Source organism: Prauserella cavernicola, assembly GCF_016595675.1.
Taxonomy (GTDB): Bacteria; Actinomycetota; Actinomycetes; order Mycobacteriales; family Pseudonocardiaceae; genus Prauserella_A; species Prauserella_A cavernicola.
Window position 1 is genome coordinate 560,629 of sequence record NZ_JAENJH010000002.1, and the last position, 20,127, is coordinate 580,755.

At 69.0% G+C, this 20,127-nt stretch carries 24 protein-coding genes and 1 tRNA gene; 12 read left to right on the forward strand and 13 right to left on the reverse strand.

Annotation, left to right across the window (positions count from 1 at the left end):
- The first annotated feature begins 65 nt into the window (after positions 1-65).
- The 6 genes from JHE00_RS09255 (at position 66) to pknB (ending at position 8,237) form a co-directional block, all read left to right on the forward strand.
- Positions 66-530: an FHA domain-containing protein FhaB/FipA gene (locus tag JHE00_RS09255; RefSeq protein ID WP_200316966.1), complete on the forward strand. Its 465-nt coding sequence runs from the start codon at positions 66-68 to the stop codon at positions 528-530.
- A complete protein-coding gene (locus JHE00_RS09260) occupies positions 527-1,972 on the forward strand; it encodes a PP2C family protein-serine/threonine phosphatase (protein ID WP_200316968.1) in 1,446 nt (481 codons plus the stop codon). The genes JHE00_RS09255 and JHE00_RS09260 overlap by 4 nt, the downstream gene beginning before the upstream one ends.
- The gene (locus JHE00_RS09265; RefSeq protein ID WP_200316970.1) at positions 1,972-3,477 is read left to right on the forward strand and encodes an FtsW/RodA/SpoVE family cell cycle protein; all 1,506 of its coding nucleotides are present in this window, start codon (positions 1,972-1,974) and stop codon (positions 3,475-3,477) included. Before JHE00_RS09260 ends, JHE00_RS09265 begins: the two co-directional genes overlap by 1 nt.
- Positions 3,474-4,943, forward strand: coding sequence for a peptidoglycan D,D-transpeptidase FtsI family protein (locus JHE00_RS09270; RefSeq protein ID WP_200316972.1), 1,470 nt, complete (start codon positions 3,474-3,476; stop codon positions 4,941-4,943). The genes JHE00_RS09265 and JHE00_RS09270 overlap by 4 nt, the downstream gene beginning before the upstream one ends.
- A gap of 3 nt (positions 4,944-4,946) precedes the next feature.
- Positions 4,947-6,173 carry a serine/threonine-protein kinase gene (locus JHE00_RS09275; protein ID WP_200316974.1) on the forward strand — a complete coding sequence of 409 codons (1,227 nt, stop codon included), beginning with the start codon at positions 4,947-4,949 and terminating at the stop codon, positions 6,171-6,173.
- A gap of 81 nt (positions 6,174-6,254) precedes the next feature.
- On the forward strand, positions 6,255-8,237 hold the full coding sequence (gene pknB / locus JHE00_RS09280) for a Stk1 family PASTA domain-containing Ser/Thr kinase (RefSeq protein ID WP_200316976.1): 1,983 nt from the start codon (positions 6,255-6,257) through the stop codon (positions 8,235-8,237).
- 7 nt (positions 8,238-8,244) lie between these two features.
- Here pknB and JHE00_RS09285 read toward each other — a convergent pair whose 3' ends face one another.
- Genes JHE00_RS09285 through JHE00_RS09305 form a run of 5 tightly spaced genes read right to left on the reverse strand, consistent with a single transcriptional unit; the run spans position 8,245 to position 11,613 of the window.
- Entirely contained in the window at positions 8,245-8,883 is a 639-nt protein-coding gene (locus JHE00_RS09285; RefSeq protein WP_200316977.1) for a hypothetical protein, read from the reverse strand.
- A 6-nt stretch (positions 8,884-8,889) separates the two neighbouring features.
- A complete protein-coding gene (locus JHE00_RS09290; protein WP_200316979.1) occupies positions 8,890-9,696 on the reverse strand; it encodes an ATP-binding cassette domain-containing protein in 807 nt (268 codons plus the stop codon).
- Between the two features lie 2 nt (positions 9,697-9,698).
- Positions 9,699-10,340: an aminodeoxychorismate/anthranilate synthase component II gene (locus JHE00_RS09295; RefSeq protein WP_200316981.1), complete on the reverse strand. Its 642-nt coding sequence runs from the start codon at positions 10,338-10,340 to the stop codon at positions 9,699-9,701.
- 38 nt (positions 10,341-10,378) lie between these two features.
- The gene (locus JHE00_RS09300) at positions 10,379-10,540 is read right to left on the reverse strand and encodes a hypothetical protein (protein ID WP_200316983.1); all 162 of its coding nucleotides are present in this window, start codon (positions 10,538-10,540) and stop codon (positions 10,379-10,381) included.
- Positions 10,540-11,613 carry a class E sortase gene (locus JHE00_RS09305; RefSeq protein WP_307831869.1) on the reverse strand — a complete coding sequence of 358 codons (1,074 nt, stop codon included), beginning with the start codon at positions 11,611-11,613 and terminating at the stop codon, positions 10,540-10,542. The genes JHE00_RS09300 and JHE00_RS09305 overlap by 1 nt, the downstream gene beginning before the upstream one ends.
- A 162-nt stretch (positions 11,614-11,775) precedes the next feature.
- On the opposite strand from JHE00_RS09305, the gene crgA reads away from it, so the two are divergent.
- Positions 11,776-12,042: a cell division protein CrgA gene (crgA, locus tag JHE00_RS09310; protein WP_200316995.1), complete on the forward strand. Its 267-nt coding sequence runs from the start codon at positions 11,776-11,778 to the stop codon at positions 12,040-12,042.
- Between the two features lie 79 nt (positions 12,043-12,121).
- Complete coding sequence (locus tag JHE00_RS09315; RefSeq protein WP_200316996.1) at positions 12,122-12,535, forward strand: PH domain-containing protein; 414 nt, start codon at positions 12,122-12,124, stop codon at positions 12,533-12,535.
- A gap of 13 nt (positions 12,536-12,548) precedes the next feature.
- On the opposite strand, the gene JHE00_RS09320 is transcribed toward JHE00_RS09315, so the two are convergent.
- Positions 12,549-13,496 (reverse strand): rhomboid family intramembrane serine protease, encoded by a 948-nt coding sequence (locus tag JHE00_RS09320; protein WP_200316998.1) that lies wholly within the window; start codon positions 13,494-13,496, stop codon positions 12,549-12,551.
- 46 nt (positions 13,497-13,542) lie between these two features.
- On the reverse strand, positions 13,543-14,100 hold the full coding sequence (locus JHE00_RS09325; protein WP_200317000.1) for a peptidylprolyl isomerase: 558 nt from the start codon (positions 14,098-14,100) through the stop codon (positions 13,543-13,545).
- Positions 14,101-14,189: 89 nt separating this feature from the next.
- On the opposite strand from JHE00_RS09325, the gene JHE00_RS09330 reads away from it, so the two are divergent.
- The gene (locus tag JHE00_RS09330) at positions 14,190-14,960 is read left to right on the forward strand and encodes a hypothetical protein (RefSeq protein WP_200317002.1); all 771 of its coding nucleotides are present in this window, start codon (positions 14,190-14,192) and stop codon (positions 14,958-14,960) included.
- A 70-nt stretch (positions 14,961-15,030) separates the two neighbouring features.
- Here the strand turns inward: JHE00_RS09330 and JHE00_RS09335 are convergent, their stop codons facing one another.
- Both JHE00_RS09335 and JHE00_RS09340 read right to left on the reverse strand, forming a co-directional pair.
- Positions 15,031-15,474, reverse strand: coding sequence for a DUF6918 family protein (locus tag JHE00_RS09335; protein ID WP_200317004.1), 444 nt, complete (start codon positions 15,472-15,474; stop codon positions 15,031-15,033).
- Between the two features lie 187 nt (positions 15,475-15,661).
- Positions 15,662-16,189 (reverse strand): DUF2020 domain-containing protein, encoded by a 528-nt coding sequence (locus JHE00_RS09340; protein ID WP_200317006.1) that lies wholly within the window; start codon positions 16,187-16,189, stop codon positions 15,662-15,664.
- Between the two features lie 197 nt (positions 16,190-16,386).
- On the opposite strand from JHE00_RS09340, the gene JHE00_RS09345 reads away from it, so the two are divergent.
- Genes JHE00_RS09345 through JHE00_RS09355 form a run of 3 tightly spaced genes read left to right on the forward strand, consistent with a single transcriptional unit; the run spans position 16,387 to position 18,355 of the window.
- The gene (locus tag JHE00_RS09345) at positions 16,387-17,271 is read left to right on the forward strand and encodes an ABC transporter ATP-binding protein (RefSeq protein ID WP_200318279.1); all 885 of its coding nucleotides are present in this window, start codon (positions 16,387-16,389) and stop codon (positions 17,269-17,271) included.
- Positions 17,268-18,119, forward strand: a complete 852-nt coding sequence (locus JHE00_RS09350; protein WP_200317008.1) for an ABC transporter permease — start codon at positions 17,268-17,270, stop codon at positions 18,117-18,119. Before JHE00_RS09345 ends, JHE00_RS09350 begins: the two co-directional genes overlap by 4 nt.
- Positions 18,119-18,355 carry a helix-turn-helix transcriptional regulator gene (locus JHE00_RS09355; protein ID WP_200317010.1) on the forward strand — a complete coding sequence of 79 codons (237 nt, stop codon included), beginning with the start codon at positions 18,119-18,121 and terminating at the stop codon, positions 18,353-18,355. Before JHE00_RS09350 ends, JHE00_RS09355 begins: the two co-directional genes overlap by 1 nt.
- On the opposite strand, the gene JHE00_RS09360 is transcribed toward JHE00_RS09355, so the two are convergent.
- The 4 genes from JHE00_RS09360 to JHE00_RS09375 form a co-directional block, all read right to left on the reverse strand.
- Positions 18,347-18,937: an HdeD family acid-resistance protein gene (locus tag JHE00_RS09360; RefSeq protein WP_200317012.1), complete on the reverse strand. Its 591-nt coding sequence runs from the start codon at positions 18,935-18,937 to the stop codon at positions 18,347-18,349. The two genes, JHE00_RS09355 and JHE00_RS09360, sit on opposite strands and share 9 nt — an antisense overlap.
- Positions 18,938-19,113: 176 nt before the next feature.
- Positions 19,114-19,608 (reverse strand): DUF4232 domain-containing protein, encoded by a 495-nt coding sequence (locus JHE00_RS09365; RefSeq protein ID WP_200317014.1) that lies wholly within the window; start codon positions 19,606-19,608, stop codon positions 19,114-19,116.
- 127 nt (positions 19,609-19,735) lie between these two features.
- Positions 19,736-19,808, reverse strand: a tRNA-Ala gene (locus tag JHE00_RS09370).
- A 31-nt stretch (positions 19,809-19,839) separates the two neighbouring features.
- Complete coding sequence (locus JHE00_RS09375) at positions 19,840-20,031, reverse strand: DLW-39 family protein (protein WP_110334286.1); 192 nt, start codon at positions 20,029-20,031, stop codon at positions 19,840-19,842.
- Between the last annotated feature and the right edge of the window lie 96 nt (positions 20,032-20,127).

Sequence of the window (20,127 nt, forward strand, 5' to 3'; positions counted from 1 at the left end):
CATGCGGGGGACCCGTGGCGCACTCGTCACGGGTTGGGCGTGAAAAGGCGGGAGCGACACAACCGGTGCCAGAGCTGGTCGTACAACTCACCAGAGCAGGTTTTCTCCTCTTGCTCTGGCTGTTCGTGTTCGCCGCGTTGCGCGTGGTGCGGTCGGACCTCTACGCGGCGTCGGGTCTGCGCGTCAACTTGCCGAGCCTCCGGCGCGGCAAGGAGCAGAAGAAGCCGCGCGGGGGGAAGCTGCCGCGGCAACTCGTCGTGACGCACGGTGCCCTCGCGGGCACCCGCATCGCGCTCGACGGCAAACCGATCCTCATCGGCAGGGCCGACGACTCGACGCTCGTGCTCGACGACGACTACGCGTCGACGCGACACGCTCGGATTTCGCTGCGCGGTGATGAGTGGTACGTCGAAGATCTGGGCTCGACGAACGGCACTTACCTCGACCGGGCTAAGGTCACTGCACCCCTCCGAGTCCCGCTCGGCGTCCCCATCCGGATAGGCAAGACGGTGATCGAGCTTCGCCCATGACTCTCGTCCTACGTTATGCGGCCCGCAGCGACCGTGGCCTGGTTCGTTCCAGCAACCAGGACTCGGTCTACGCCGGCCCGCGCCTACTCGCCCTGGCCGACGGTATGGGCGGCCACGCCGCCGGTGAGGTGGCCAGCAAGGTCGTCATCGCGTCGTTGGCCCCACTCGACGACGACGAGCCGGGCGACGACCTCGTCACCCAACTCAGGGACGCGGTTGCCCACGGCAACCAGGCGATCTCCGAGCTCGTCGCCAACGACCCCGACCTCGACGGCATGGGCACCACGCTCACCGCCGTGCTCTTCTCGGGCTCCCGGCTCGGGATGGTGCACGTCGGCGACTCCCGTGCCTACCTGCTGCGGGGCGGCCAGTTCTCCCAGATCACCCGCGACGACAGCTTCGTCAACGAGCTGATCGAGCAGGGCCGGATCACCGAGGAGGAGGCCGCGACCCACCCGCAGCGCTCGCTGCTGCTCAAGGCGCTGACCGGCCACGAGGTGGAGCCGAGCTTCACGGTGCGCGAAGCCCGCGCGGGCGATCGCTACCTGCTGTGCTCCGACGGCCTGTCCGGCATGGTCAGCAACGAGACCCTGGCCGAGGCCATGCAGATCCCGGACGCGCAGGAATGCGCGGACCGGATGATCGAGCTGGCGCTCAAGGGCGGTGGCACCGACAACGTCACCGTGGTCATCGCCGACGTCGTGGACGTCGACTACGGCGACGACGCCCCGATCGTGGGCGGCGCCGCGGGTGACGGCAGCGACGAGGGCCACCAGGGTGACTCCCCCGCGGCCCGCGCGCGTGCGCTCACCGCTCCGCCACAGCCCCAGCGGCTCGAGCCGACGGAGCCGCCGCCGGACCCAAAAGCGAAGCGCCGTAAGCGGATCCGAATCCTGGTAGCGCTCGGACTGGCCCTGATCCTGCTCGCGGCCGCCGCGATCGCCACCAGGTACTTCGTCTTGCGGCAGTACTACGTCGGTGTCGGCTCGAACGACGAAGTGGTGATCTACCAGGGCGTTCCTGGCAGCGTGCTCGGCTTCGACCTGCACCGCGAGGCGGAGGGCTCATGCCCGCCGGAGGCCTCGCTGTGTGAGCCGCTGCGGCTGCAGGACCTGCAGCAGGACGCCAGGGTCGCCGTGCGCAACGCGGTCAAGCGCGACGGGCTCGCCGAGTCCCGCGACTACATCGACACGCTTCGGCGCAACAACATGCTGGAGATCTGCGACGACGAGCAGCCACAGGGCGGCGGCGTGATCGGCGGCATCGGCCAGGGTGGCTCTGAGGAGCGGACCGGCGAGAACCCGCCCAGCGGCGGTAACCAGCCGTCGGGCGCGGGCGAGCCGACCGGGGACAACCAGCAATCGGAGACGGCTTCGCCGGATCAGGGCCAGCAGCAGCCGGGGGTGGACTGCCGCCCGGCGCCCAGCCCAGGCGGTAACTGATGGCTCAACCCGCAGGCAACTCTGGCGCGGGCGGCCAGCAGTACACGACCAACCCGCCGCGGGAGCTGCCGCGCAGGCGGGGCACCGAGCTGTGGTTGCTCGCGTTCGCCGCGCTGATCGTGACCTCGGCGTTCATCCTGGTGCAGGCCAACCAGGAGCAGGAGCTCTCCTGGTCGATCGTCTGGTATGGACTCGCCTACCTGGCGATCTTCACGGTCGCCCACCTCGCGGTGCGCCGTTGGGCGCCCTACGCCGACCCGCTGATCCTTCCGTGCGTGGCGCTGCTCAACGGGCTCGGTCTGGTGATGATCTACCGGATCGACCTGGCGAACGCGCAGGAGGCGATCTCGGTCGGCGAGACGTCCACGGGCAGCGCGCCGAGGCAGGTGCTGTTCACCGTGGCGGCGCTGATCCTGTTCCTCGGCGTGCTCATCGTCGTCAAGGACCACCGGACGCTCACCCGTTACGCCTACACGTTCGGCCTCGTCGGCATGGCCGCGCTGGCGCTGCCCGCGCTGCTGCCCAGCTCGTTGTCCGAGGTCAACGGCGCGAAGGTGTGGCTGAAGCTCCCTGGCTTCTCCATCCAGCCGGGTGAGTTCGCCAAGATCCTGCTGATGATCTTCTTCGCGGCGTTCCTCGTCGCGAAGCGGGACCTGTTCATGACCGCGGGCAAGCGGATCCTTGGCATCGAGCTGCCGCGTGCCCGCGACCTCGGCCCGATCATCATCGCCGCCGTCGTCTGCCTCGGCATCCTCGTCTTCCAGCGCGACCTCGGTACCGCGCTGCTGTTCTTCGGCATCGTCCTCGTGATGCTCTACGTCGCCACCGAGCGCGTCATCTGGGTGGTCGTGGGGCTGTCGATGTTCCTCGTCGGCGCGATGATCGCCTACCAGCTCTTCACCCACGTGCAGCAGCGCGTCGCCAACTGGATCGACCCGCTGGCCACCTACGACGACCCCGGCGGCGGCTACCAGATCGCCCAGGGCCTGTTCGGACTCGGCACGGGCGGCATGTTCGGCACCGGTCTCGGTGCGGGCAGGCCGGAGACGGTGCCCGAGTCCAACACCGACTTCATCAGCGCAGCGCTGGGTGAGGAACTCGGCTTCGTCGGGCTCAGCGCGATCCTGCTGGTCTACTTGATCCTCGCGATGCGCGGCATGCGCAGCGCGCTCGCGGTGCGCGACACCTTCGGCAAGCTGCTCGGCGGCGGCCTCTCGTTCGCCATCGTGATGCAGATCTTCGTGATCATCGGCGGCGTCACCAAGCTGATCCCGATGACGGGTGTCACCACTCCGTGGCTCTCGGCAGGTGGTTCCTCGCTGCTGGCCAACTACATCCTCGTCGCGCTGCTGCTGCGCATCAGTGACACGGCGCGGCGCCCGCAGCAGCCGGTGAAGCCGAAGGCCCCGCTGCCGCAGGCTCCGCTGGCCGAGGCTCACACCGTCATGGTGCAGCGGCCACCGCAGCAGCACCCTGGTGCCACCGAAGGGGGGAACACCCTGTGAACACGCCCCTGCGCAAGGTCGGAATCACCATGCTCGTCATGGTGTCCCTCCTGCTCGCCAACGCCACCTACATCCAGGTGGTCAGGGCCGACGACTACCGCACCGACGGCCGGAACTCGCGCGTGCTGCTCGACGAGTACTCGCGCGAGCGCGGCAAGATCACGGCCGAGGAGGCCGGGCAGGTGCTGGCCGGCGTCAAACCGACCGACGACCAGCTGCGGTTCCTCCGCACCTACAGCGACGGCCCCATGTACGCGCCGGTCACCGGCTACTACTCGGTGCTCTACGGCGCGGGCGGGCTCGAGCGCGCCCAGGACGAGTTCCTCAACGGCTCGGACCCCCGGCTGCTCGTGCGCAGGCTCTCGGACATGATCACCGGCCGCGACCCCCGTGGCGGCAACGTGCGGCTCACCGTGCGCCCCTCGGTGCAGGAGGCCGCGTACAACGCGATGACGCAGAACGGCTACACCGGCTCTGTCGTTGCGCTGGACCCGAAGACCGGCGACATCCTCGCAATGGTCTCGACCCCCTCGTACGACCCGGGCAGGCTCGCCTCGCACGACGCCGAGGAGCAGCAGGAGGCCTGGAAGCAGTTCAGCGACGACCCGGGCAACCCGATGCTGAACAGGGCGATCAGGGAGAACTACCCTCCCGGCTCCACGTTCAAGATCGTCACCACGGCCGCGGCGCTGGAGAACGGCATGTCGGGCGACAGCCAGGTGACCAGCGATTCCAACATCACGCTGCCCGGCACCAGCACCACGCTGGAGAACTACGGCGGAGCCACCTGCCAGGGCAGCACGCTCGCCGAGGCGCTGAAGTACTCGTGCAACACCGCGTTCGCCAAGATCGCGGGCGACCTCGGCAAGGAGAAGCTCGAGGCGACCGCGGCGAACTTCGGCATCGGCATGGACGACCTCGAGATCCCCATGGGTGTCGTGCCCTCCGGGCTCGGCGAGCTCGAGAGCGAGGCGGCGCTCTACCAGAGCGGCATCGGCCAGCGCGACGTCCGGCTGACCCCGCTGCAGGACGCGCTGCTCGCAGCCACGGTCGCCAACGACGGCGTCGCGATGAAGCCGCAGCTCGTCAAGGCGCTGCTCGCTCCCGACCTGTCGACGATCGAGGAGTTCACGCCCGAGGAGCTCACCGGTGAGGCCGCGATGTCGGCCGAGAACGCACAGACGCTGACCGACATGATGATCCAGTCGGAGTCCAACACCAGTGGTGGTGGCAAGGACGAGTCGCTCAAGATCGCCTCGAAGACGGGTACCGCCGAGCACGGCACCGACCCGAAGGCCACGCCCCCGCACGCCTGGTACACCGCGTTCGCGCCGCACGACGACCCGAAGATCGCCGTGGCCGTGATCGTCGAGTCCGGCGGCAACCGCGGTCTCGCCGCCACCGGTGGCACCGTGGCCGCCGAGATCGCCAGGAGCACCATCTCCGCAGCGCTCGGGGGTGGGTGACCGATGCTGTCGTCGGGGCTGCTCATCGCGGATCGGTATCGCCTCGCCAGCCGCATCGCCGTTGGCGGGATGGGCGAGGTCTGGGAGGCGAGCGACACGAGGCTCGACCGTCCTGTCGCCGTGAAGATCCTCAAGGACGAGCTCTCCGGCGACGCCGAGTTCCTGCACCGGTTCCGCACCGAGGCCAGGACCACGGCCTCGCTGAACCACCACAACATCGCAGGCGTGCACGACTACGGCGAGACGCTGGCGGGCGAGCACTCCATCGCGTTCCTGGTGATGGAGATGGTGGAGGGCGAGCCGCTGGCGGGCATCCTCGCGCGCGAGGGCAGGCTGACGGCCGAGCGCACGCTCGACATCCTCGAACAGGCGGGCAACGCGCTGCAGGCCGCGCACGAGCGTGGCCTGGTGCACCGCGACGTCAAGCCGGGAAACATCCTGGTGACGCCGACCGGCGCGGTGAAGCTCACCGACTTCGGCATCGCGAAGGCCGCCGACTCGGCACCGGTGACCCGCTCCGGAATGGTGATGGGCACGGCGCACTACATCGCCCCCGAGCAGGCCCTCGGCCACGATGCGGAGCCGGCAAGCGACGTCTACTCGCTGGCCGTGTGCGGGTACGAGTGCCTCGCGGGCCGCAGGCCGTTTCTCTCGGAGAACGCCGTGACGGTCGCCATGATGCACATCAGGGACCTGGCCCCTCCGTTGCCGCCCGACGTGCCGCCCGGCGCGCGCGTTGTGATCGAGGCAACACTCGTCAAGGACCCCCGCCAGCGCTACTCCACGGGCGGCGAGTTCGCGGCAGCCGTGGCCGCCGTCCGTGCAGGTCACCCGCTTCCCGCCCCGTCGGGACTGGTCGGCGCCGGCTATCAACAGGCCCCGATGAACCCGGTCACTCCGCTGACTCCCGTCGGCCCCGGATCGCACCCGTCGATGCAGCCCGTGGCGCCTCCGACGGGCAGCGGACCGGTCCCCCACCCGATGCCACAGCAGCGGCGTAAGCCCGCCGGGTTGTGGATACTGCTGTCGCTGGCGGTCGTGCTCCTCGTCGCCGTGGTCGCGGTGTTACTGACCGTGCTACTGAGGCGGGACAGCAGCCCTCCTCCCGGCGGGGTGGAGGGCGATTCGCCGAGCGTGCGGGACAACTGGTCCAGTGCTGGCGAGCGTTCACCGGGAGAGGACGGCGTGGCAACAATGATGGGCAGGCTGCTGATGGACGACCGCGGGTGATGGGTCGATGGCAGAACCCCGTTCACGTGATCGCGTTCGCGCGTTGGAGAAGACACTGACGGAATGGAACGGCACCGAGCAATGAGCGCACCCCGACTGCTCTCGAACCGCTATGAGCTGGGCGACACGCTCGGCTACGGTGGCATGTCCGAGGTCCATCACGGCCACGACGTGCGACTCGGCCGCGAGGTCGCCATCAAGATCCTGCGCGCGGACCTGGCGCGAGATCCCCAGTTCCAGGAGCGATTCCGGCGCGAGGCACAGAACGCGGCGGCGCTGAACCATCCGGCGATCGTCGCGGTCTACGACACCGGCGAGACCGACACCGAGTACGGCCCGCTGCCCTACATCGTCATGGAGTACGTCGAGGGCAGGACGCTGCGCGACATCGTCAAGACCGAAGGTCCGATGACGCAGAAGCGGGCCATGGAGGTCATGGCCGACGTTTCCGCCGCGCTCGACTTCTCCCACCGGCACGGCATCATCCACCGCGACGTCAAACCCGCGAACGTGATGATCACGCGCAACGGCGCCGTCAAGGTGATGGACTTCGGCATCGCCCGCGCGATGCACGACGGCCAGGCCGCGATGACGCAGACCGCGGCCGTGATCGGCACCGCGCAGTACCTCTCTCCGGAGCAGGCGCGCGGCGAGCAGGTCGATGCGCGCAGCGACGTGTACGCCGCGGGCTGCGTGCTCTACGAGCTGGTCACCGGCGAGCCGCCGTTCACGGGTGACTCCCCGGTCGCGGTGGCCTACCAGCACGTACGGGAGGACCCGAAGCCGCCGTCGGCGGTGAACCCCGGGGTGTCGCCCGAGCTCGACGCCGTGGTGCTCAAGGCGCTGTCGAAGGGTGCGGCCAACCGCTACCAGTCGGCCGCGGAGATGCGCTCCGACCTGGTGCGCACGCTCTCGGGCCAGCGCCCCTCCGCGCCGATGGTGATGTCCGACGACGAACGCACCCAGGTGCTCAACGCGCCGCGCCAGCAGACGGACGCCTACGGCTACGACGACTACGACCCCGAGGCCTACGACGCCGACGAGGAGGCCCGCCGCAAGCGCAAGCGGGCGTGGCTCATCGCGGGCATCGTGGCGCTGGTCATCGCCGGTATCGCCTTCGTCGCGTGGATCATGGGCGCGTTCAAGGGCGACCCCGAGCTGAAGGGCGTGCCCGACGTGACGGGCCGGACCTACCAGCAGGCCACCGCCGAGCTGCGGGAGCAGGGCTTCAACAACTTCCGCCAGGAGAACAGGGTCTGCCGCGACGACTCCAGCGACGAGCAGAGCTGTGGGCCGGACGACATCGACAAGGTGATCAGCACCAACCCGGCTGCCAGCGAGCAGATCGCCCCCGAGCGGCAGATCGTGCTCACCGTCGGTGTGGCACCCGAACAGGTGCAGGTACCCGACCTGAGCGGTCGCAGCCGCCAGGACGCCGAGCAGTTGCTGCAGGGCGAGGGCCTCACGCTCGACCAGAACGTGGTCGAGGTCGAGGTCGACGACGAGAGCCAGGTCGGCAACGTGGTCAAACAGACGCCGGAGGCGGGTGCCGAGGTCGAGAAGGGTTCTACCGTCCGGATCACGATCGGCAAGGCTCCGGAGACCATCGGGGTGACCAACTACACCGGCGAGCAGTTCGACGTGGCCAAGGCCGGGCTCGAGGGCGCGGGCTTCACGGTGGTGCGCAATGACGTGGACTCGGCGGAGGCCGAGGGCGTCGTGGTGAACCAGACGCCGAACGGTGGCGAGTTCACGCCCGGCACCACGATCACGTTGGACGTCTCCAACGGATCCGGCCAGCAGATCTCGATGCCGGACCTGAGCGGTCTGAACGAGAACCAGGCGACCCGCAAGCTGGAAGAGGCCGGCTGGAGTGGCCAGATCTCGACGCAGACCGAGACGGTCGACGACGAGAGCCAGGTCGGCAAGGTGGTCAACACCAACCCGTCGGCGGGCTCGACCATCACGAAGGACCAGTCGATCACACTGATCCTCGGTGAGGACGAAGAAGGCTCCACCGAGACGTCGACGTCCGACGAGCCCGGGCTTCCTGGCTTCCCGTAGCCGGGAGTCAGCGGGCGCTTGCCAGCGTCGTGGCGGTCGCGCTCACCACGAGTGCGACCGCCGACGCGGCGAGTGCGGTCAGTACCGGCGCCGCGGGTGCGTGTTCACCGGCGAGCTGACGCAGCATGGGGTTGACCAGCGGAACCCAGCGCACCACGAGCACCACGGCGAGCGCGAGTAGCGCGGCGACCACGGTGTAGCCGGCGCGCGGCACCAGCAGGCGCGAGCACGGGAGCCCCACGGCGAGGCCGGTGAACGCGCAGGCGGCGTGGGCGAGCGCTCCCCAGCCCAGCTCGGTGGCGGCGATCCCACCGTGCACGAGCGTCGCCCAGAGCATCGAGACGCCCGCGAGCGCGGTACCACAGACCAGGATGGCCAGGCCGAGCCCGGCGAGCAGTACCGTGCGCCGCCCGGTGTGGCTGAGCGTGACGAGGCGCTGGACCGGGTCCTCGACGTCGGCGAGTGCGATCGCGAGCCAGCAGGTGACCACCACCAGCGCGCCGCCGCTGACGGCGAACTCGGGCAGCACGGGTGCCTCGCGGCTGGTGTAGAGCACGCCGAGCACGGCGAGGAACACGATCAACGGCGGCAGGTAGCGCTGCGAGTGGGCCAGCAGGGCGAGCTGGTAGCGCGTCGTGGCGATCATCGAAAGCTACTCCCGCCTGTCCACGTGTCGAACGGAGCAGCCGCGGCGCAGCGCGAGCAGCAGGATCTCGTCGCATCGTCGCGCTAGGACGGTGAGCTCCACCGCGCCCGACCTCTCGACGGCGGAGAGCACGTCGGGTTCGGTCTGCCAGCCGTCGGTGGCGGCGCCGGTGAGCACGACGACGGCCGTGGCGTCCGACTCGGGTTCGAGTGCGCGCAGCGAGCCTGCGGCGAGCCGCAGCGTCGTGGTGGCGTGCGCCCGCGTCCGCCCGGCGCTGTGGCCGGTGAACACCACGCCGGCCTCGCGCGCGCTCAGCTCGGCCAGCACCTCGCCGAGGACGCCGTGCGCGCTCTCGTCGAGGCCGGAGAACGGTTCGTCCAGCACCAGCAGCCGGGGCTCGGCGAGCAGCGCCTGCGCGAGACCGACCTTCTGGGCGTTGCCCTTGGACAGCTCGCGCAGCGGGGTGTCCGGACCGCCCGCGAGCGCGAGCCGCTCGAGCCACGCGCCGCCACGCGCGCGAGCCTGCGCGGTGGACAGGCCGCTGATCCGTCCCATGTGCACGAGGTAGGCCAGTGCGGTCAGGCGCTGTGCCCCGGGGAACCGGTCGGGCACGTAGCCCGTGACCGGGTCGCCGGTGACCGTGCCCCTGCTGGGCCTCGCTAGGCCCGCCACGATGCGCAGCAACGTCGACTTTCCGGAGCCGTTGGGCCCGACGACGCCGACCACGTTGCCGGGCTCGATCGTCAGCTCGACGCCGTCGAGCACGTAGTTGTTGCGTCCGTAGCGCTTCGCGACCCCCGCGAGGCGGCGCATGCTCAGGCCACAGCCGCCCTCTGTAGTGCCTTCGTGGCCTTCTCGAGCTCGCCGACGACCGAGTCGGCCACCGGGTGACCTGCCGAGGCGAGCCAGTTCGCGAGCATGCGGTGCCCGCCCTCGGTGAGCACCGACTCGGGATGGAACTGCACGCCCTCGATCGGCAGCTCGCGGTGTCGCATGCCCATGACGACGCCGGAGGCGGTGCGGCCGGTGACCTCGAACTCCGCGGGGATCGTCTCGGGCAGCACCGTCAGCGAGTGGTAGCGGGTGGCGGTGAACGGGCTCGGCAGCCCGGCGAGCACACCGGTGCCGGTGTGCTCGACCTCGCTGGTCTTGCCGTGCAGCAGTTCGTGGGCCCGGTCGACTGTGGCGCCCCACGCCACGCCGATCGCCTGGTGGCCGAGGCAGACGCCGAGCATCGGCACGCCCTGGTCGGCGCAGCGCCTCACCACGTCGATGCTCTGACCCGCCCGCTCCGGCGTGCCGGGTCCAGGCGACACCAGCACGGCGTCGAACGTCGCGATCTCATCGAGGTCGACGACGTCGTTGCGCCACACCGTGCAGTCGGCGCCGAGCTGCGCCAGGTACTGCACCAGGTTGTAGACGAAGCTGTCGTAGTTGTCGACGACGAGTACACGCATGCCGACAGGGTATCCGCGCGCTCCCCGGCCCGGTGCCATCACTCCGGATCGACGGCCACGTCGTTGAACGGCAGCAGTGGCTCGGCCCACGGGAAGACCACGAACATCAACAACGCCACGGCGCCCAGCACGAGCACGCCCGCGCTCAGCACGCGCACGGCCAGCGGTCCCGGCAGGTGCCGCCAGATCCAGCCGTACATCAGGCCTCCCCGATCTCGGCGAGCAGATCTTCGTAACCCGCTCCCGGTTCTTTCTCGAGCTCGTTGGTGAGCACGGAGTGGATGATCATGCGCTCGCGGTCGGAGAACTGCGGGTGGCACGTGGTGAGCGTCAGCAACGCGGCCTGCGAGGCCGGCGGCAGCACGTCGGTGGGCCGGTACGGCACGGGCGACACCGCGTCGCCGCGGTCGGGCGTGACGATCACGCGGCCCACGGTCTCGGCGTAGGCGCCGTCCTGGTCCTGCAGCGGCGCGACGTTGGCGCACCTCGGGTCGGCGCCCTTACCCTGCGCCCAGCCCGCTGCCTCGTCGGCCATGGGCAGCACGCGGTAGACGTAGAAGCGCTCGGCCGTCTCCATCACGATGGCGTCGCACGAGTTCAGCAGGTCGAGGTCGTTGAACGGCGCGCCCTTGCCGACGCGGTGGCCCGCGATGCCGACGTTGCCGGGCTCGCCGGGCATGGCCGTGCTCTTGTAGTGGCCGGGCCCGATCTCCAGCGTCGCGGAGTCGACGCCCTGCTGGACGGTGAAGCTCCAGTCCGCGCCGAAGGACGGGATGTAGATGCGGGCGAACGCCTTGCCGTCGAGCGGCTCGGCGTGCAGCTGGCGCTCGTTGGACCATTCGGCCTCGAGGTCGGCGCTGGCCCGCTGCTGGAGCCTGCCGGACATCCAGTTGGTCACGTACAGCTCGTAGACCACGAACAGCAGTACGACCAGCCCGAGCGTGATCAGGACCTCGCCGGTGGTCCGGACGACCGTGCGACCGACTCCGCCACCGCCGCCCTTGCCTCCACCGGCCTCCGAGGGCGGGGCGGGTGGCCTGGTCGGCGGCGGTTGCTGGGGCGGACGGCCACGCGGGTCCGGTCGTCGCCGCGGCGGCGGGGCCTCCTGCGAGCGCTGGGGGCGCTGCGGAGCCTGTGGAGGCTGCGAACGCTGCTGCGCTTGTGGATGTTGTGGACGCTGTGGGTGCTGGGGTCGCCTTGGCGGACCGCCGGGACGGCGACCGAAGTCCGGAATAGGGATTTCCCTGGTCTCCGGCTCCTCGTACCTCGACACGCGAGCTCCTCTCGGACTCCGCCGATGCGGGCCCGTCATCACGTTTAGCTGGGTGCGGCGCTCGCTCCCCGGTTCTGGCGCCTGCTCGATTACGTTAACGTGTTCAGGTAACGGCAGATGCGTTCTGCCGTGGTTTTGCCCGACAGCCACGCGAGGACTCCAATGCCCAAGTCCAAGGTCCGCAAGAAGACGGCGTACACCCCGCCGGCCGATCGCCGTACGCCGGTGAAGGTGACTGCCGCAGGCCCGTCCCACCCGGCCTACAAGGCCGTGATGTTCGGGCTGATGCTCCTGGGTCTCGCCTGGCTCGTGGTGAACTACCTGGCCGGCGAGAAGATCCCGTTCATGCTCGAGCTGGGCAACTGGAACTTCGCCATCGGTTTCGCACTGATGATCAGCGGTCTGCTGATGACCATGCGCTGGCGCTGACGACGGGTGCGAGTAATCCGAACGGCTGCTTGACAGCGAATTACAACAGTGTGACTAATCCCCAGTGTGGATAAACCCTGTGGATAACTCGACCCCGAAATGGGCCACGCGCGCGGCTCTGGTAGTCGTCGGCTGGGTGCTCGCGGCGCTCGCCGCGCTCGGCGCCGTCTACGCAGCGCTCACCGTCGACCGTCCTGGCGCCGTGCTGCTCGGCGTCGGCGCCGTCGCACTGGCCGCCGGTGCGGCGTACGGCACGTTCGTGCGCCCACGGCTCGCCGCGGACACCTGGGGGCTGCGCGTGCGCACGCTGGGCGGCACCAGGCGGTACGACTGGAACGAGGTCGACATCCGGCTGGTCACCACTCGCAGGCTCGGGCGCGACGTGGCCGCGCTGGAGCTGGAGAGCGACCACCTCGTGGTGCTCGGCTGGCTGGAGCTGGGCGAGGATCCGCGCGACGTGCACGACGCGCTGCTGGCGCTCCGGCCCGCCTGAGGCGGCCAGTGCCTCAGCAGAGGCCGTACGTCTGGCAGATCTGCGAACTGAGCTCCGAGTCGCGGTACACGAGCAGCCCGATCAGCGCAACGGTGAGCACCGCGACGGTGCCGGCCTGGTAGGCGGCCCGCTGCTTCTCCGGCGCGTAGACCATCGCGATCATCGCCAGCGCGCCCACCACAAGCCCACCGAGGTGGCCGAGCAGCGAGATCCCCGGGATCGACACGCTCAACACGATGTTGAGCACGATGATGCCGATGGCCGACGTCGGGTTGAGCCGCAGCCGGAGAACGGCGATGAGGATGCCGCCCATCAGGCCGTAGATGGCGCCTGAAGCGCCTGCCGTGGGCGTGTTGGCCTCGCCGAACACGAACACCGCCGTGGCGCCGCCGAGCAGCGACACGAAGTACACGGCGAGGAAGCGCACCCTGCCGAGCAGTATCTCGAGGTCTCGGCCGAGTACCCACAACGCGAGCATGTTCATCGCGATGTGGAGCAGGCCGTAGTGCAGGAAACCGCTGGTGACCAGCCGCCACCACTCGTCACCGGCCGCGATGCCGATCGGCCACAGCACGCCGTCCTGGGACAGCTGGGACGCGCCGTTGTTCATCGGGTCGCCACCGGCCTGGACCACCGTGACGATGTAGACGAGCACGTTGATCGCGATGAGCAGCGGCGTCACCACCGGCCGCTGCGCCGCGCGGGCGCCCGCGACGGTGCGGGCGCCGAAACCGGCGCGGCGGTACTGCGCGGCCTGTGCGCGCTGTTGCTGCTGGCCCACCTGGACACAGTCGACGCACTGGTACCCGACGGACGCCTCCCGGAGGCAGTCCGGGCAGGCAGGCCGGTTGCACCGAACGCAGCGCAGACCGGTCTGCCGGTTGGGATGCCACCAGCATCCGGGCAACGCCTCCTGCTGAGGCGGCTGCCCGTACTGGGGTGGGTAGGGAGGTTGGCTCACAGTGCTCTCCAACCTACCTAACTTTCCGCCCCACCAGCCGGTGGTGTCAGGCCTGCTCGACCGTGATGCGCTCGATGACGACGTCCTCGAGCGGCTTGTCGGCCGGACCGGTCGCGGTGCGGCCGATGGCGTCCACGATCTCGCGGGACGGCTGGTCGGCCACCTCGCCGAAGATCGTGTGCTTGAAGTTCAGGTGCGGCGTCGGCGCGACCGTCACGAAGAACTGCGAGCCGTTGGTGCCCGGTCCCGCGTTGGCCATGGCCAGCAGGTAGGGCCGGTTGAACTGCAGCTCGGGGTGGAACTCGTCGCCGAACTTATAGCCGGGGCCGCCACGACCGGTTCCGGTGGGGTCACCGCCCTGGATCATGAAGCCCTCGATGACGCGGTGGAAGATCGCGCCGTCGTAGAAGGGGCCCGACTTCTCGCCCTTCGCGTTCGGCTGCGTGTACTCCTTGGTGCCATCGGCGAGGCCGGTGAAGTTGGCGACCGTTTTGGGCGCGTGATCAGGGAAGAGATTGATCACGATGTCGCCACGGTTCGTGTGCAGGGTGGCCTTCATCTGGGCTCCCGAGGGGGATGAGTTGCTCTCAGTCACGCGATTCATCGTGCCATCTGCGGCGAGATCGCCCGGAAAGGGGCAGGATGGGTAACGAGCGCAACTCAGGAAAACCAACGATTGACGAGGTGAAGGCGATGGCTCTAACCGCGGAGACGGCGGGTGAGTCCGTCAAGAACGGCTCGCGCGCCCTGAGAAAACGGGCCCTGGAAGCCGGCAAGGCAGGCGCTGACGTGGCCGCACACGCCGCGCAGGCCGCCGAGCACAGGCTGACCGAGGGCACCGAGGCAGCGCGCAAGGAGTTCGCTAAGACCTCTCGCCGCACCCGTAAGAAGCTGGCGAGCCAGGCCAAGCGGACGCGCAAGGATGTGGCGAAGAGCGCCAAGCAGGCGCGCAAGATCGCAGCCGAGCGCAAGGAAGAACTGCGGGCACCCGGCCGCAAGGCCAAGAAGGCGGCGATCCAGGCCGCCAAGTCCGCAGGCCACTCCAAGCGCAAGGCCAAGAAGGACTTCAAGCACGCCAAGAAGGACTTCAAGGCCGCGATGGCCGAGGCGAAGGTCGCCGCAACGGGCGAGAAGAAGAAGCGCAGGAAGCTTCCGTTGCTGCTCGGCCTCGCCGCTCTGGGGGCCGCTGTGGCCTACGCGCTGCGCTCGAAGCCGGAGCCGCCCGTCGCTCCGGCCCCGCCGCGCAGCACCGACGCGCCGAAGCCGGCACCGCAGGCCAAGCCCGCACCGAAGCCGGCGGAGCCCAAGTCTGCGGAGTCCAAGTCGGACCAGGCGAAGGCGGACGAGGCTGAGTCCGCCGCTGCCAAGCAGTCGTCGGCCGCGAAGTCGTCCGGCTCTGCGCCGAAGCCCGCCGCGCAGCGCAACGGCCAGGCGTCGTCGAGCGCGCAGCAGAAGAAGTCCTGACGAGAACCCACTTCACACGCGATGAGGCCCCCTCCGGATCGGAGGGGGCCTCATCGCTTGGGTGCGCGCGTCAGGCGTGCTTGTTGACCAGCTGGCCGAGACGCGGCAGCGCCTCCTCGACGTTCTCCTTGCCCTTGGGGCGGAGCTTGCCGTAGACCTTCTTGATGCTGTCGCGGCTGCTCTGCTCGGCACGCGAGTCGGTGACCGAGAGCAGCGCGTCGGCGGCCTCGCTCGACCGCGTCGGCAGGTAGGCGCCGAAGTCGCCGCCGCCCTGCGACTGGAAGTCGGCGTAGAACGGCTCGAGGGCCACGACGAAGTCGTCGAGCAGGCTGTCCACGGCGGAGCCGATGATGCCCGGCTTGATCTTCTTGACGGCCGCGTAGCCGGTCTTGACGACAGCGCCGGAAACGCCGCCCTTCTCCGACACCTCCTCGTCGATCAGGTTCTGCAGGTCGGTCACGACGGTCGGCCGACGGCTGGAGTCGAGCAGGGCTTCCTTGAGGGTGCTAGCCACGGATTCCTATCCTTCGTCACTTCGAGATCAACGATTTTGGAGTTTCGCAGGGGGCCGTTCGCAGCTCCGATGTCCCACCTTTCGGGGGTACACCTGAAGTGGCGCCGGTCCCACGGTGCCTGCGCGTGGGCGCAAGACTAGTACAAGATCAACTTCGCCTGCACGCAGTGGCATGTGACGATCACTCTCAGATCCCGAGGCCGGAAATCGCCTGCGTGGCCACGGATCTGGCTTTCACGCTCTGTTGCTGATTGGTCGTCACGATGACGGCACTACCGTCCTTCGCCACCGCGTACACGGCGCCTTCGTCGGTCGACTCGTAGCCTCCTTCCCAGCCCGCGGGCTGTGATGTCGGATTCGAGGTGTCGACGGGTGCAGCCTCGTCCACGATCGCCATCGCCACTTTCGGGTCTCCGACGTAAACACGGACCGTGAGCTGCATTTCGCCGTCAGGCCGGTAGAAGAAACACGAGGGATGCGGCTCGTCCGCCGAGAGCCGCACCTGCGCAACCTGCTGCCCGTTGGACTGCGACACCTCGTCGGTGTCGAGATACGGGCAGGGCCCGTCGGCCACCGGTTCAGGTTCCGGTGGCGCTGTGGCGGAGGTCCGCACCGGCGCGGACGGAGCCGGGGACTGGTCCTGTTCACCGGTTTCCGTGGCCGAGCAACCGGCCAGCGCCGCGGCCACCGCACCGAGCACAAGCAGTCTTCGCATAGATCGGACAGTGAACCAGACTTCGCTGGGTACAGACCTGCTGCCAGACGTCTGCTTTTTTATGTAGTATCTCTGCTACATAGCGGAGCAGACATTGGACGATTGGGGAATCCGAGATGTCCGTGGGTGAACTGAGCGTGCCCGTGCCGCAGGCCGAACCGGGCGAGGAACGCACGCTCGATGTCCGCGACCTGCGGATGCGCTACGGCACGGTGGATGTCCTGCGAGGCGTCACCTTCCACGCGCGCAAGGGCGAGGTGCTCGCACTGCTCGGCCCCAACGGAGCGGGCAAGACCACGACGATCGAGATCCTCGAGGGGTTCCGGCTTCGCTCCGCGGGCGAGGTCGACGTGCTCGGCGCCGATCCCGCGTCCGGCGGCGAACTCTGGCGCGCACGACTGGGCGTGGTCCTGCAGTCGTGGCGCGACCACGGCAAATGGCGGGTCCGCGAACTGTTGCAGCACCTCGGCACCTACTACGAGCCCTACGGCGCCGCTCGCGACAGGCCACCGTGGAACGTCGACGAACTGGTGGAGGCCGTGGGCCTCACCGAGCACGCCGACAAGCGGGCGATCCGGCTCTCCGGCGGGCAACGGCGCAGGCTCGACGTCGCCATCGGCATCGTCGGCAGGCCCGAGGTGCTCTTCCTCGACGAACCGACAGCTGGCTTCGATCCCCACGCGCGCAGGGAGTTCCACGACCTCGTGCACCGGCTGTCCGATCTGGACGACACCACGATCCTGCTGACGACCCACGACCTGGACGAGGCCGAGAAACTGGCCGACCGCATTCTCGTGCTCGCGGGCGGCACGATCATCGCCGACGGCACGGCCGACGCGCTGTCCCGGAGCATGTCCACCGACGCCGAGGTGCGGTGGAGCCGCGCCGGCGAACGGTTCGTGCACTCGAGCACCGACGCGACCGCGTTCGTCAGGCAACTCTTCGCCGAGCACGGAGAGGCGATCTCCGACCTCGAGGTGCGCAGGGCCTCGCTCGAGGACACCTACATGGCGCTGGTGCGCGCGTTCGAGTCAGGCGACCACGATGCCGCCGCCAGGTCTTTCGCAGGGGAGAACCGATGAAGCCGACCACCACCGCGGTGCGCGCCGGAGTCGCACGTGGACGGATCGAGCTGCGCCAGAGCTTCACCACCGTCCAGGACCTGTGGGGCTACCTCTTCCCCACCGTCGCCCTGCTCGTGGTGATGGTGCTCATGCGTGGCTCGACCATTCCCGGCACCGAGTTCTCGCGCGGCACCATGACGTTGCCGAGCGCTCTCGGCGTCGTCGTTGCGTTCGGCGGGCTGGTCAACCTCGCCCAGATCCTCACCGTCGAACGCGAGGACGGCACTCTGTTGCGCGCCAAGGCGATTCCCGGCGGCATGCTCGGCTACCTCGTCGGCAAGATCGTGCTGATCTCGGGGATGGTCCTCGTCAGCGTCGTGATCCTGCTGGTCCCAGGAGCTTTTCTGCTCGACGGCCTCGACCTGAGCGGTCCGGGAACCTGGCTCACCCTGGCGTGGGTGCTGGCGCTGGGGCTCGTCGCGACGATGCCGATCGGCGCGATCATCGGCTCGCTGGCCCCCAACCCGCGCAACCTGGGCGTCGTGATGTTGCCGATCATGGCGCTGGTGGCGACCTCAGGCGTCTTCTATCCCATCAACGGCTTTCCCGAGTGGCTGCAGTGGATCGCGCAGCTCTTCCCGATCTACTGGCTGGGACTGGGCATGCGTTCCGGTCTGTTGCCGGACGGCATGCAGGCCGTGGAGATCGGCGAGTCGTGGCGGCACTGGGAGACCGCGGGCGTGCTCGGGGTGTGGGCTGTGATCGGATTGGTGGTGGCACCGATGGTGCTGCGGCACATGGCGCGACGGGAATCCGGATCGAGTGTCGCCGCTCGCAGAGAGAAGGCCATGCAAAGGATCGCGTGATGAGCGAGACGATCTACAACCGCATCGCGGTGCTCCGGGCGGAGCGCGGCGTCAGCAGGCGACAGCTCGCCGAGGCGCTCGGGGTGCACTACCAGACGGTGGGCTACCTGGAACGCGGCGAATACAGCCCGAGCCTGTACCTGGCGCTGCGCATGGCGGAGTACTTCGAGGTGCCGGTCGAGGTGATCTTCTCGACCGGCCCCTTCCCCCGCATCGGCGCCGAGCGCTCAGCGTGACCCGGCGACCTCGCGCAGCTGCAGGCTGAACCAGATCGTGCCGAGCCCGCGCAGCAACAGGCCCAGGCCGAACCACACCGCGAGCGTCAGAATGGTCGCCTCGGGCAGCGACAGCGCGAGCACGCCGATGACGACCGTGAGCACGCCCAGTGCCAGCCACAACCCCCACATCGGCAGCTGACGCCGCCACGTCAGCGCGGCACCCACCTGGCCCGCGCCCGCGACGACGAAACCGACGCCCACCACCACGGCGAGCGTGAGCAACGTGATTCCCGGCCACACCAACGTGATGAGCCCGGCGACGATCCACAGTGCACCGAGCACGTACGAGGGCCAGCGCACACGGTGCCTGCCGGCCATCACGACGTCGTCGACGCCCTCGATGAGCAGTGCGATGGCCACCAGGACGCTGAGCACACCGACCGCGGTGGCGAGGTTGGCCAGCAGCAGGACTCCCACCACCGCGGTACCGAAACCGAGCAGGCCGATCACCCACCACCGTCTCGCCATCGCCCGCAGTTCGTCGGCGAGCTCGCCTTCGAAGGTGATCCCGAATGCCCCGTGCGGTTCTGTCGCCGGCATGACGCCTCGCCTCCTTGTCCTCGCTGCGACGCTAGGACTGGAGCTGGGGTCGCGCCACCGGGTTCACCCGGCCGGTGGTGTCACAGTGGACAGTCGCCGGTTTTCGAGGGACATCGCGGCGCCGCCGGGCTCACGACTCCACTGTGGACGTCGTGAGCCCGGCGGGTGACGCGAAGCTACGCCGGCAGGACGGGCCCGACCGTGACCGTGCTCGCCAGTTCCGCGGTGTCCGGCCACTGCGCGGCGACGTACTTCGGGGTCACGTTGACGTCGTCGGCGGTGGGCAGGGGCAACAGCACCGTCGAGGGCTGCTGCTCGGCAGGCGCCGCAGCCTCGTCCTGAGAGATCCGCGCCTGGGCCGGGTTGTCCGGCGTGATGCGGACTTCGGGCGAGTGCTCGCCGGGGTACTCGAAGTCGACCGGCACCTGGTCACCGACGAAGTGGAACGACATCGGCTGTGGGTAGCCCTGCAGCGTGCAGTCGGTGGTGGAGTTCCTGGCCTCGAAGTTGAGCTGGAACTCGTGGGCGTTCACCTGGCTGACCGAGACCCGCAGGTCGTCGGGGGTGCACCACGTGTCGTCGGCTGCGACCGCCGTGCCCGCGCCGAACACCGTGGTCCCGGCCGTGGCAGCGGCGATGGCCAGAAAGCTGGCGCTGCGACGGATATTCATGGGGTATCCCTCCTCCTGTGCGGTTGCTTGCTAACTCGATACACGCGACAGCAGCGCGCGACGATGCAACCGGGAGGGATTGATCACCGAGAGGCAACCTGAACGGAACTCAGAAGAGGATGGTGAGTGGAGCTGAGGGGAATCGAACCCCTGACCTCCGCCTTGCAAAAGCGGCGCTCTACCAATTGAGCTACAGCCCCTGACCGTGGACGACAACGCCCACGGGACAAGTCAGTTCTTGCTTGCGGAGTCCGAGCCCGCCTTGGCCGGTGCGCTGCCGTTGGGCGAGACACCGTTCAGCGGACGCTCGGTCGGCGCAGTTGCTTCGCGCCACAGGTCCGCCTCTGCCTTGGCGTCCTTGTTGCGCTTGATAACGAAGAACACGCCGCCCGCGACAACCGCGAGTGCCAACAGCTTCTTCACGGTGAGGCCCTCCTCGACGACAATCCGCTGACCCTGCACCAATGATGCTACTGCACCCGGCAACGGCACTGTTTATCCGGTGGGGCTCCGGGGTAA